The 12627-nt window shown below is 73.7% G+C and carries 9 protein-coding genes; 2 read left to right on the top strand and 7 right to left on the bottom strand.

Translation table 11 applies throughout. The features are described 5' to 3' along the window. Positions 1-33: 33 nt before the first annotated feature. The 6 genes from ACFYL4_RS20940 to ACFYL4_RS20965 all read right to left on the bottom strand — a co-directional run bounded on the left by ACFYL4_RS20940 (position 34) and on the right by ACFYL4_RS20965 (position 9079). Entirely contained in the window at positions 34-2049 is a 2016-nt protein-coding gene (locus ACFYL4_RS20940) for a serine/threonine-protein kinase (RefSeq protein ID WP_387520121.1), read from the bottom strand. Between the two features lie 203 nt (positions 2050-2252). Continuing rightward, the gene (locus ACFYL4_RS20945; protein WP_387520123.1) at positions 2253-3695 is read right to left on the bottom strand and encodes an NCS2 family permease; all 1443 of its coding nucleotides are present in this window, start codon (positions 3693-3695) and stop codon (positions 2253-2255) included. Positions 3696-3907: 212 nt separating this feature from the next. Further along, on the bottom strand, positions 3908-6343 hold the full coding sequence (locus ACFYL4_RS20950) for a molybdopterin cofactor-binding domain-containing protein (RefSeq protein WP_357769540.1): 2436 nt from the start codon (positions 6341-6343) through the stop codon (positions 3908-3910). After that, complete coding sequence (locus tag ACFYL4_RS20955) at positions 6340-7701, bottom strand: 8-oxoguanine deaminase (protein WP_357769538.1); 1362 nt, start codon at positions 7699-7701, stop codon at positions 6340-6342. The genes ACFYL4_RS20950 and ACFYL4_RS20955 overlap by 4 nt, the downstream gene beginning before the upstream one ends. Then, complete coding sequence (locus tag ACFYL4_RS20960; protein ID WP_387520126.1) at positions 7698-8219, bottom strand: (2Fe-2S)-binding protein; 522 nt, start codon at positions 8217-8219, stop codon at positions 7698-7700. Before ACFYL4_RS20960 ends, ACFYL4_RS20955 begins: the two co-directional genes overlap by 4 nt. Continuing rightward, complete coding sequence (locus ACFYL4_RS20965) at positions 8210-9079, bottom strand: FAD binding domain-containing protein (RefSeq protein ID WP_387520128.1); 870 nt, start codon at positions 9077-9079, stop codon at positions 8210-8212. Before ACFYL4_RS20965 ends, ACFYL4_RS20960 begins: the two co-directional genes overlap by 10 nt. Before the next feature lie 293 nt (positions 9080-9372). Here ACFYL4_RS20965 and ACFYL4_RS20970 point away from each other — a divergent pair, with 293 nt between their 5' ends. After that, positions 9373-10956, top strand: coding sequence for a PucR family transcriptional regulator (locus ACFYL4_RS20970; protein WP_387520130.1), 1584 nt, complete (start codon positions 9373-9375; stop codon positions 10954-10956). A gap of 52 nt (positions 10957-11008) precedes the next feature. Continuing rightward, positions 11009-11713 carry a pentapeptide repeat-containing protein gene (locus ACFYL4_RS20975; protein ID WP_387520132.1) on the top strand — a complete coding sequence of 235 codons (705 nt, stop codon included), beginning with the start codon at positions 11009-11011 and terminating at the stop codon, positions 11711-11713. A 106-nt stretch (positions 11714-11819) separates the two neighbouring features. On the opposite strand, the gene ACFYL4_RS20980 is transcribed toward ACFYL4_RS20975, so the two are convergent. Beyond that, positions 11820-12623 (bottom strand): NAD(P)H-binding protein, encoded by an 804-nt coding sequence (locus ACFYL4_RS20980; RefSeq protein ID WP_387520352.1) that lies wholly within the window; start codon positions 12621-12623, stop codon positions 11820-11822. Between the last annotated feature and the right edge of the window lie 4 nt (positions 12624-12627).

Here is a 12627-nt window from a genome sequence, read left to right on the forward strand (position 1 = left end):
CCGCGGGCCGGGGCCGCCGCGTCCCCGGCCCGCTCACGCGAACTTGGACCGCGCGTCCCGGAAGGAGGCGTCCAGCCGCCCCTGTTCCCCTTCGAGGCGCTCCACCAGGCGCTGCACGGTGGCCTGTGGGCCGTCCTGTTCCACCACCACCCATGCGGGGGGCGTGCGGCGACGCCAGCCCCGCAGCACGCCGAACACCAGCTGTTGGACGATCAGGGGTCCCACGGCCAGGGTCCACACCACCGGCCCGGACACCTCGACCTCGCCCAGGTTCAGCCAGGCCACCAGCGCCAGCCCGAGCACCAGGCAGACGAGGACGGCCCCGCCCTCACGTGCCACGGCCCGCTGGTACCCGCGCAGTTCCGCGAGCCTGGGCGCGGTCCCCGCCTCCCGCCCGCTGAGTTCCACCAGGGCCTCGCAGACCCGTAGGTGCACGGCCTCGACCCCGGCGGCCTCGGCCGGGTCCCCCGACACCTTCGCCGCGGGAACCAGGGCCGCCCAGCGACCGCCCACCCGGGACGCGGTCCGGGTGCGGGCGCGCCACTGGCGAGGGTTCAGGAGCGCCGTCAGCAACAGCCCGAGGAACCCGGGCGAGGCCACGTCCACCGGACCGTGTCCGGCCCAGCCCTGCCGGGACAGCCAGGGGTTGTGGACACGGACCGTACGCGCGGCGGCCTCGGAGGCCGCGCGCAGGTCGGCGGCGAACCCCCGGTAGGCCTGGCAGGGGAACGGCCCGCACTCGTGGTCGGGCTCCGCGCAGTGGTGCCCCGACAGCGCCTCGACCGTCTCCACGGTCACTCCCGCCTCCACGGTGACCCCCGTCTCCAGGAACAGGCCGTGCGCGGTGCGCACGCGGTTGGTCAGGGAGGTCAGGGTCATGTCCCGACCGCGCAGCACCGGAGGCAGGTCCGGGCGCAGCCCGGCCAGTAGACGCACCAGGGCCAGCTCGGGGTCCCGGGCGGCGTCCTCCACCACCCGGGTGCCCTCCCGTTCCCGGCCGTGCAGGTCGCGCAGCCACGATCCCAGCACCCGGCACTGCCGGGGGTCGCGCAGGAAGTCCACCGCGTCGGCCCACCGTTTCCGCATGGCCTCGGCCAGGTCGTCGCCACGGGTGTGGCCCACCCCCGCGAACCACAGCGGCGGGCCGCCCTTCGGCCGTTCACGCCGGTCCGGAGCCGGTTCCGCCCCGGACCCCGCCACCGGTGGCGGGGTCCGGGCGGGGGCGTGGTCCGCGGGGGCCCCGGTCGTCCCGGTCACCCCGGTGAGCTGGTCGACCAGCTCACGCGCCCCGGGCCGTTGCCCGGGCTCCTTGCTCAGACACCGCTCGACGATCCCCCGCAGGGGCTCCGGCAGGGCCGAACAGTCCGGGTGGTCCACGAGCACGCTCTTGACCAGCGCGCGCTGGCTCCCGGCGTTGAAGACCGGCCGGCCGGTGGCCGCGAAGACCATCACCGCGCCCCAGGCGTACACGTCCAGGGCGGGGGTGAGCCTGGCTCCGTCCTCCAACTGCTCGGGCGCCATGTACTGGAGGGTGCCGATCACCGCGCTGGCGGTCAGGGAGGTGGCCTCGCCGAAGGGACGCGCGATCCCGAAGTCGATCACCCGGGGTCCGTCCGGGGCCAGCATGATGTTGCTCGGCTTGAGGTCGCGGTGCACCACCCCGGCGGCGTGGATCGCCGACAGCGCGGTGGCCGTCGGTACCGCCAGCCGGTCCAGGTCGGTCCCGGTCCGCGGACCGTTGCGGCGGACGTCCTGGGACAGGGTCGGGCCGTCCACGAACTCGCTGACGATCCAGGGCCGAGCGGCGTGCGGATCGGCGTCCAGGACCCGGGCGACGCAGAACGGGCTGACCCTCCGGGCCGCCTCCACCTCGCGGGCGAAGAGCTCACGGAAGCGGGGGTCGGTTCCGGGGCCCACGTGCAGCAGCTTGACCGCCACCCGGGTCCCCCGCGCGTCCTCGCCGAGGTGGACCGAGCCGAAACCGCCCCGGCCCACCTCCTTGAGCAGGCGGTAGCCGCCGATCTCGGTGGGCACGGGGGTGGGGGACACGGGCGCCTCTTTCGCTTCGGGTCGGGCGGGGCCGGTCTCGGCCCGACCGGTGAGACGCACACGGCGCCGGTCGCGTTCTACCGCCGCCGGACCGCGCCGGGGACACCACCCGGTCGCCCCGCCCCTCCACGAGGACCCCGTGAACCCCTCCGCGGGGCGGGGCCGCCCCACCTGGACGCCGAACCCACCCCGCCCCGCGGTGGCTACAGACCCAGGGCGTGCATCGCGAAGTGGAAGGCGAACACCGCGCTCATGATCCACATGAGCCAGCCGACCTCGCGGAAACGGCCCTGCGCCGACCGGACGACGGTGTACGCGATGATCCCCACACCGATCCCGCTCGCGATGTCGTACGCGAACGGCATGATCGCGATGGTGAGGAACGCGGGGACGGCCACCGAGACGTCCGACCACGCGATCTGACCCACGTGCATCATCATCATGGCACCGACCAGCACCATCGCCACCGATGCCGCCTCCGCCGGAACCATGCCGAACACCGGTGCGAAGAAGACGGCGCTGAGGAACAGCAGACCCGTGACCACGCTGGCCAGGCCGGTGCGCGCCCCCTCGCTCACCCCCGCCGTGGACTCCACGAACACCAGGGTCGCCGACGAGCTGGTCAGGCCGCCGGTCATCGCCCCGGCGCCGTCGGTCACCAGGATCTGGTTGACCCGGGGCATCTGCCCGTCCCGGTCGGCGATGTTGGCCTTGGTGCCGATCGCCAGGATCGTGCCCAGGGCGTCGAAGAACCCGGCGAGGACCAGGGTGAACAGGATGATCCCGGCGGTGGTGGGTCCGGCCGTGGTCCACGCGCCGAACAGGTCCACCTGGAACAGCAGGCCGAAGTCGGGGGTGGACACGGGGCTGGAGGGCAGCGCGGGCACGCCGCCTCCCCAGGAGTCCGGGTCCAGGCGCAGCGCCGCGTGCAGGACCACGGCGAGCACGGTCGCGCCGACGATCCCGTAGAAGATCGCCCCGGGGACGTTGCGGGCCAGCAGCACGCTGGCCAGTACGAGCCCGACCACGAAGACCAGGATCGGCCAGCCGTCGAGGTGGCCCCCGCCGCCCTCAGAGCCGAGTTGCAGCAGGCCACCGCCCTCGCCCGCGCTGACGAACCCGGCGTTGGTCAGGCCGATGAGCGAGACGAAGAGGCCGATGCCGACCCCGATGGCCAGCTTGAGGTCGTGCGGGAGCGCGTTCATCACGGCGGTGCGCACGCCCGTGACGACCATGAGGATGATGGCCACGCCCTGCCACACGACCAGGCCCATGACCTCGGGCCAGGCCATCACGGGCGCCGCCTGGTAGGCGACGACGGCCATCACGCCCAGGGCGGCCGCGCAGGCGATGGGGGCGCGGCCCACCACGCCCATCATGATGGTGACCAGCCCGGCGGCCAGAGCGGTCATCGTGGTGAGCTGCCCGGCCGAGAGGTGGTCGCCGTTCACGTCGGCCACCTGGCTGAGGACGATGGGGTTCAGGACGATGATGTAGGCCATCGCCATGAAGGTGGTGAGTCCGCCGCGGACCTCCTGAGTGAAGGAGGAGTTCCGTGCGGAGACGAAGAAGAACCGGTCGAGCCAGGATCGATCCGCGCCGGGGCGCGGGTTCGGCCGCGCGCCGGTGCCATGGGATTCGGTCACGTCCCCTCCTGGAGGGATATGAGCACGGCGTGTCGCCGCGCGTGGGGGGTTTGCTACTTGGCGTAGTCAAACATGGGTAGGGGTCGGGCCCGTCAGGCCCGACGACCCGCCCCGGCGCCGAGGGCGTCGGACCTCCGGGGCGGGCGACTGAGGGGGAGGGGCGGCGGGCGCCACCGCGCCGCCCCTCCCGGTTCACCCGCGCGGGCTCCCGGTCACAGCGGGATGCCCACGATGTCCTCCGGGCGCACCGGCGCGTGCGTCAGCGCGCGCCCGGTGGCGTCGCGCACCGCGGCCACGATCGCCGGAGTCGACGACAGCGTCGGCGGCTCGCCCGCGCCGCGTAGCCCGTACGGGGCGTGCGGGTCCGGGTGCTCCAGCACGTCGATGCGCATCGGCGGCATGTCCAGGATCGTCGGGATCAGGTAGTCGGTGAAGGACGGGTTGCGGATCTCGCTGTCCCTGACCTGGATCTCCTCCATCAGCGCGAGCCCCAGTCCCTGGGCCGAACCGCCCTGGATCTGGCCCGCGAGCTGCTGTGGGTGCAGCACCCGGCCCACGTCCTGGACCGCGTCCAGGGCGACCACCTTCACCAGGCCCAACTCCACGTCCACATCCACCACGGCCCGGTGCACGCACATACCGAACTGGGTGTGCGAGGACCCCTGTCCCAGGGTCGGGTCAAGCATCTCGGTGGGGCGGTGGTGGTGCTCGCGGGTCTCCTCCACGACCGTGCCGCCGCTCGCCGACTCGCCCAGCAGGTCGGCCAGCGACACCAGGGCCCCCGCGCTCTCGGCGACGACCTTGCCCCCGGACAACGACAGCTCCGCGTCGGGCACCTCCTCCGGGACGATCCCGCGCTCACGCGCCAGAGCGAACACCGAGGCGCGCACCGCCTCGCAGGCCAGCTTCACGGCCCCGCCGGTCATGTACGACTGCCGAGAGGCCGAGGACGAGCCGGCCGAACCCACCCGGGTGTCGGACGGCGCGATGGCCACCCGCTCCACCCCCAGCTCGGTCCGGGCGATCTGCCCCTTGACCGTCACCAGCCCCTGACCCACCTCGGCGGCGGCCGTGTGCACCAGCACCACCGGCTCCCCGCCCGCGATCTCCAGGCGCACCCGCGCCGTGGAGTAGTCGTCGAAGCCCTCCGAGAAGCACAGGTTCTTCAGACCCACCCCGTAACCGACACCCCGCACGACGCCCTCGCCGCGCGTGGTCCCGGCCACGCCCCCGGGCAGCGTGCGCTGGTCGCCCGGGTCCTCCAGGGCGGTGCGCTCCACCGGCATCGGGAGGTCGCGGGCGCGCTCCAACATCTCCACCATCGGCAGCGGCATGTCGATCTCCTGGCCGGTGATGATCCGGGAGCCCTGCGCCATGGCGTTCTTGACCCGCAGCGCCACCGGGTGCATGCCCAGCTCCGCGGCGAGCTTGTCCATCTGCGACTCGTAGCCGAAACAGGCCTGCACCGCGCCGAAGCCGCGCATGGCGCCGCACGGCGGGTTGGTGGTGTACACGCCGTAGGCGTCCACCATCACGTTCGGGACCTCGTAGGGGCCGATCCCCAGCGAGGAGGCCACGCCCACCACCGCCGGGGTCGCCGACGCGTAGGCGCCGCCGTCCACGATGATCTCCAGCGTGGCGTACACCAGCGTGCCGTCCGCCCTCGCGCCGTGTTCGAAGCGCATCCGGGCCGGGTGCCGGTGCACGTGGCCGTAGAAGGACTCCTCGCGGTTGTACACGAACTTCACCGGCTTGCCGGTGCGCAGCGCCAGCATGGCCGCGTGGATCTGCATCGACAGGTCCTCGCGGGCGCCGAACGCGCCGCCCACGCCCGCCAGGGTCAGGCGCACCTTGTCCTGGGGCAGGCCCAGGGCCGGGGCGATCTGCTTCTGGTCCACGTGCAGCCACTGCGTGGCCACGTACAGGTCCACGCCGCCGTCCTCGGCGGGCACCGCCATCCCCGACTCCGGGCCGAGGAAGGCCTGGTCCTGCATACCGACCTCGTACTCGGTCGCCACCACCGCGTCCGCCTCGGCGCGCAGCCGCTCCAACGCCTCGCGGGCACCCTCCTCCGACTCGGCGGCCGCCACGAAGGCGCCGGTGCGGATGGGCTGGTGGCGCACCCTGTTGCCGCTCTGCCGGTACTCCTCGTGCACCGGCAGGTCGCCCTCCTCGTGCACGAGCGGGTACCCGGGGTCGTGAGCGGCCCGCACCGGGTCGCTCACCGGGGGCAGCACCTCGTAGTCCACCCTGATCCGCTCCATCGCCCGGCGCGCGGTCTCCGGGTGGTCGGCGGCCACCACGGCCACCGCCTCCCCCTTGTAACGCACCTTGTCGAAGGCGAGCACCGGCTGGTCCTGGTACTCAAGGCCGTACCGCTTGGCCCCGGGCACGTCCTCGTGGGTGAGGACCGCCTCCACACCCGGTACCCGCAGCGCCTCGGTGACGTCGATCCCCAGGATGCGGGCGTGCGGGTGCGGGCTGCGCAGGGTCGCGCCCCACAGCATGCCCTCCATCCACAGGTCAGAGGAGTAGGCGAACTCACCGGTGACCTTCAGCGTGCCGTCGGGGCGGCGCGGGCTGGCGCCCACACCGTCCTTGGTGGTGCTGGACAGGTCCGTGGTCACGGTCGTGGTCGTGGCCGTCATCGAAGGTTCGCCTCCTGGGTGAGGGATCGGTGCGCCGCACGGCCCCGCGCGGCGGCGGTCTCGGCGGACAGGGTCCGCAGCTCGCCCCGGTCGACGACGGTGTTCCCGCCGACCAGGAGCCGTTCCAGCGCGGGCACGGGGCCGAAGGTCAGGGCCACCACCGGGTCGTCGATCACGTCGTGGCCGAACCCGTCCACCCGCCACAGGGCGAGGTCGGCCTGTTTGCCGACGGTCAGCGAACCCAGCTCCGCGTCACGGCCCAGCACCCGGGCGCCGCCCAGGGTGGCCATCTCCAGGGATCGCCGCGCCGACAGCGCCTGCGGACCCCTGCGGGCGCGGGCCATCAGCAACGCCTGGTGCATCTCCCCGGCCAGCCCCGTCAGCTCGCTCGACGCCGGTCCGTCCACACCCAGGCCGACCGGTACCCCGGCCTCCAGCAGCTCGGGCACGCGGCAGATCCCGGCGCCCAGACGGGCGTTGGAGGTCGGACAGTGCGCCACACCGGTGCCCGTGGCCGCCATCCGGCCGATCGCCGCGTCCGACAGGTGCACGGCGTGCGCGAACCACACGTCCTCGCCCAGCCAGCCCAGACTCTCCGCGTACTCCACCGGGGTGCACCCGAACTCGGCCAGGCACTGCTCCTCCTCGTCGAGGGTCTCGGCGAGGTGGGTGTGCAGGCGAACACCCCGGTCCCGGGCCAGCTCGGCGGCGCCGGTCATCAGCTCCCGGGAGACCGAGAACGGCGAGCAGGGCGCCACCGCGACCCGGGTCATGGACGACGCCGAGGCGTCGTGGAAGGCGTCGATCGCCGCGGCCGTACCCGCCAGCGCGCCCTCCAGGGTCTCCACCACGCTGTCCGGCGGCAGGCCGCCCTGGCTGTGCCCGCGGTCCATGGAACCGCGCGCCAGGTCCAGACGGACACCGACCTCGCGCGCGGCCTCCACCTCGGCGGCGACGATGTCACCGCGCCCGGCGGGGTAGATGTAGTGGTGGTCGGAGGCGGTGGTGCACCCCGACAGCGCGAGGTGGGCCAGTCCGGCCGAGGTGGTCCCCGCGACCACGTCGGCGTCCAGCCGGTGCCAGATCTCGTAGGAGCCCACCAGCCACTCGAAGAGCGTGCCGTCCGTGAACAGCCCCTGGGTGGCCCACTGGTACAGGTGGTGGTGGGTGTTGACCAGACCCGGAGTGGCCACGCAGCCGCGCCCGTCGATCCGCTCGGCCCCGTCCTCCACCCGTGGGGCCGGTCCCGCCCCCACGGCGGTGATCACGCCGTCCCGGGCCACCACGTGCCCGTCGGCGTGCTCGGCGCCGTCCACCGTCACCACGTGCGCGCCCTCGACGACCACGGTGCGGCTCATGACCGGGCTCCGTCGGCGGCGTCGGCGCGGCGCTCGGCGGCCAGGTGCACGGCGTCGATGATCTTCTCGTAGCCGGTGCAGCGGCACAGGTTGCCCGCCAGCGCCTCGCGGATCTCGGCGTCCCCGGGGGCGCCCAGGCCCGCGCCCACCGTGCGCTCCAACAGGTCGTCGGTCTGCACGAGCAGACCCGGCGTGCAGAACCCGCACTGCACGGCGCCCGCCTCCACGAACGCCTCCTGGACCACGCCCAGGGCGCGGTCGCCGCCCTTGCCCCGCTCTGGGGCCAGGCCCTCGACGGTGCGCACCTCGCGCCCCTCGGCCTGCCCGGCGGCGATCATGCACGAACAGGCGGTCACACCGTCGAAGTAGACGGTGCACGAACCGCACTCGCCCTGTTCGCAGGCGTTCTTGCTGCCCGGCAGGCCCAGGCGCTCACGCAGGACGTACAGCAGGCTCTCACCCGGCCACACGTCGTCGGCGGTGACGTCCTCACCGTTGACGTTCAGATTCACGCGCATCGCGCGGACTCCTTCCGGTAGTCGGTGACGGACCAGCTCAGTGCGCGGCGCGCCATGACGGAGAGGGCGTGCCTGCGGTACTCGGCGGTGCCGCGCTGGTCGTCGATGGGGCGGGAGGCGGCGGCCACGAGCTCGCCGAAGCGGCGCACCACGGCCTCCGTGAGGGGACGGCCGTCCTCCCAGTCGAACTCGGACTCCAGGAACTCCTCGGCCGCCTCCGAGCGCAGCGGGGTCGGCCCGGCCGACCCGATCCCGGTGCCCACGGTCCGCCGCTCGGCGTCCAGGGCCAGGCTGAACGAGGTCACCGCGATGACCATGGCGTTGCGGGTGCCGATCTTGGCGAACTGCTGCGGTCCGGCCGCCTCGGGCAGCAGGACCGCCGTGATCAGCTCGTCCGGCTGGAGGGCGGTGGTGCGAAACGACAGGTAGAAGTCACGGGCCCGGACCCGTCGCGTGCCGCGCACCGAGGCCAGTTCGATCTCGGCGTCGGTGGCCAGCAGAGGGGGGTGCGCCTCGCCCGCGGGGGAGGCACCGCCCAGGTTGCCGCCGACCGTGCCCCGGTTGCGGATCTGGGGGGAGGCCACCGACCGCGAGGCGCGGGCCAGCGCGGGCGCCCGGTCCGACAGGTGTTCGATGATCCTGGTGTAGGGAACCCCGGCGCCCAGTCGCGTGCTGCCGCCGTCCACCCCCCACTCGGTCAGCTCGGGGACCCGGGTCAGGTCGATCAGCGCCGGGGGGCGGCGCTTGTCGAAGTTCAGCTCCACCATCACGTCGGTGCCGCCCATGATGGGCACGCCGTCGGGGTGGGCGCTCCTGGCCTCTAGGGCCTCCACCAGCGTGGATGGCCTCAGGAATTCCATGCTCGTCCTCGTCCTGCGCAGTGCGGTCCGGTCGGGTCGATTCTGTCGCGACCCCTGGTCGGTGGGCGATGCTGTGAAGTAGAACACCCCGCCCGGAGGCCCGGCCAGCCGTCGATGACATGAAGACGCGGCGGAACGAACCGCCGACGTTGGGCGTTTCCTACAAGCGGTACCCGTACAGTGCCCCGGAACCGCCCGGGTTGTCGTCGGCCGCCCCGGTTCGGGGGCACACTGTCCTGGTACGGAGCCACCATCGGGGGATGCCGCCCGACCCGACCGACAGAGGGAAGTCCATGCAGATCAGTGAGCTGCTCGCCGTCAGGCGACTGCACCTGCGGTTCCTGGCGGGTGCGGAGCACGCCCACCGCGACATCCGGTGGGCCTACACCACTGACCTGCTCGAACCCGCCCGCTACCTGCGCGGCGGGGAACTCGTCCTCACCGGCATGATGTGGCGGACCCGCCCCGAGGACTCCGAGACCTTCGTGGCCTCGGTGGTCGGCGCGGGGGCCCTGGCGGTGGGGGCGGGCACCGCCCTGGGCGAGGTCCCCGAGGACCTGGTCGCCGCCTGCACGGCCCATGACATCCCCCTCGTCGAGATCCCCCCGGAGACCTCCTTCGGCGTGGTCACCGAGGAGGTGCTGCGCTCGCTCACCCAGCGACGCTTCACCACCATCGCCGAGACCAGGGACCGCCAGCGCCGGCTCATGGCCGAGGTCGCCGCGGGGGCGGACTTCCCCGACGCCTTCGCCTCCGCCGCCCGCCAGGCGGGTATCACCGCCTGGGTGGTCTCCGCCAGCGGGCGCCCCATCGCCTCGTCCGGCCCGCCCCTCGCGAACGAGGAGCGGGAGGACCTCGCGGCCCGCGCCCTGACCTGGTCGGCGTTCCCCCACACCACCCGGGGCACCGCGGGAGGGCAGGGGCGTTCCCTGACCGTCGTCCCCGTCCGGACCAAGGAGTCGCACCCGCTCTCCACCTGGCTGCTCGTGTGTGTCGGCGACCACGAGACCTGGACCGAGGAGGAGCACGAGGCGGTGGCCGAACTGGTCTCCGTCAGCGTCCTGGCCCGCAGTCGCGACGAGGAGCGCTCCCTGACCACGGCCCGCCACCTGGAGGGGCTTCCGCGGCTCCTGGCGGCCCAGCGCTTCGACGAGGTCACCGCCCTCATGCGCGGCACCGGCCAGGGCCGGGCCCCCGAACCCGACGACCGCGTGCACGTCGTGGTCAGTGCCATGATGCTGCCCGAGCCGCGCGTGCCCGATCTGGCGCGCCGTGTGGTCGCCGAACTCGTGGCCGACCACCCCGGGGCCGTGGTCACCGGCGACAACGACGCCCTGGCCGTGATCCCCGTGGACGGTCCCGAGGACCGGGCCCGCTCCCGGGCCGAGGAGATCCGCGCCGAGCTGGTCCACCGCGCCCGCGTCCTGGACGGCGGGCTGCTCGACTACCGGCTGGCCGTGGGGCTGAGCTCGGCGGCGCGGGGCGTGGCCGAGCTGCGGGGAGCCGCCGTGGAGGCCCGCCACGCCCGGCGCCTGGCCGAGCTGCGCGGCGGGCGGTCGAGGGTCATCGCCGGGGCGGAGATCGACTCGCACGAGCTCCTGCTGGCCTCGGTCCCCGAGGAGGTGCAGACCTCCTACCGGGAGCGGCTGCTCGGCCCACTGCTGGAGTACGACCGGGACCACCGCTCGGAGCTGGTGGACACCCTGGAGCGGTTCCTGGCCCACTCGGGGTCCTGGCAGCGCTGCGCGGCCGCCATGCACGTGCACGTCAACACCCTGCGCTACCGGATCGGCCGCGTGGAGGAGCTCACCGGCCGCGACCTGAGCAGCCTGGAGCACCGGGTCGACCTCTTCCTGGCGCTCAAACTGCGGGACTGACACCCCGGTTCCGGCGGTCTTCCGTCGGTGGCGGGCGCTAGGGTCTGCGAGCGTGAGCACCGATCTTCTCGCCCAGCCCGAGACCACCGACGCCGACCTGTCCGATCACGACCTGCGCGAGGCGCTGTCCCGCGATCCCGGCACGCCCCGCGTGCTGACCCGCTGCGACCTCAGCGGGGCCGACCTGCGCGACGCCCACCTGGTGGACGCGCGGTTCGTCGACTGCCGTCTGGACGGGGCCCGCCTGGACCGCGCGGTCCTGGAGGGCGCGGTGTTCTCCGGAGGAGCGGCGGCGGGGGCCTCCTTCGCGCACACCGAGTGCACGGACACCCGTTTCGAGCGCACGGACCTGGCCAACACCCGCTGGCAGGGCGCACTGCTCACCGACACGGTCTTCACCGGATGCAGGCTCACCGGAGCCGGTCTCACCTCGCTGCGGGGGATCGGCTACTCCTTCTCGCAGTGCAACCTCATGTTGGCCCGCTGCAAGGGGTTGGTCCTGCGCGGCCAGACCCTGGAGGGGCTGCGGCTCGACGAGGCGGACCTGGCCTCGGCCGACCTGCGGGAGACGGTGTGGAAGGAGTCGCGGCTGCGCGGTGCCAACCTGGTGAACGCGAAGTTCACCGGCGCCGACCTGCGCGGGGCGGACCTGGGCGAGCTGGAGCTCCACCAGGCCGGTTTCCTGCGCGGAGCCACCCTGGGCCCCGCGCAGGCCGGGATGATCCTGGGGTCGCTGGGGATCACCGTCGCCGAGTAGGAACGGTCGCGTCCGGTCCGGTCAGGCCCTATCGGGGCCGGACCGGACGCGACCAGGGTCGCCGGAGGAGTCTCACGGCGTCACGTGGCGGTCCGGACCGGGCCGCTCACGCGCGTGTCCACCCCTCGTGGAAGGTGCGGGCGACGTAGTCGGAGAAGTCGCGCGGCTCGCGCCCCAGCGCCTCCCGGACCCCGGGGGAGTCCACGGACTCCAGCCCGCGCCGGATGGCCGAGAGCGCCACGATCATCTCCCCGACCCCCGCCTCCGGCCAGCCCCGTTCCACGAGGTCGCGCGCGTACTCCTCCTCTGACACCGGCTCGTAACGGACGGCGCGCCCCAGCGCGTGGGAGATCTCGGCGCAGGCCTCCTCCAGGCTCAGGGCCCGGGGCCCGCCCAACTCGTAGGTGCGCCCGTGGTGGCCCGGTTCGGTCAGGGCGGCCGCCGCCACGGCACCGATGTCCTCGGTGTCGATCCAGGTCGCCGCGCCGTCGGCGGTGGGCAGCCGCAGCACCCCGGCGCGCACCCCGTCCACCAGCAGCCCCTCACTGAAGTTCTGCGCGAACCATCCCGGCCGTAGGACCGTCCACTCCAGCCCGCTGGCCTTCACCGCGCGCTCCGCCTGGAGGTGCGAGGGGTGCGGCCCCCCGTTCTCGAAGTACTCGTGGCCGTCGACACCGCGCGCCGAGAGCTGGACCAGCCGCCCCACCCCGAGCGCCGCCGCGCGCCCCACGAACTCCGGGATGCGGGGGTCGACGTCGTTCTGCACCAGGTAGACCGCCCCGGCCCCGTCCAGCACCCGGTCCCAGGTGGCCGGGTCGCTCCAGTCGAACGCCCACTCCGAGGAGCGGGAGGCCGCCCGCGCGGGCACGCCCCGCTCCCTCAGCCGGGCCAGCACCCGGCGGGCGGTCATCCCC

The organism is Nocardiopsis sp. NPDC006938 (assembly GCF_042869555.1).
Classification (GTDB): Bacteria; Actinomycetota; Actinomycetes; order Streptosporangiales; family Streptosporangiaceae; genus Nocardiopsis.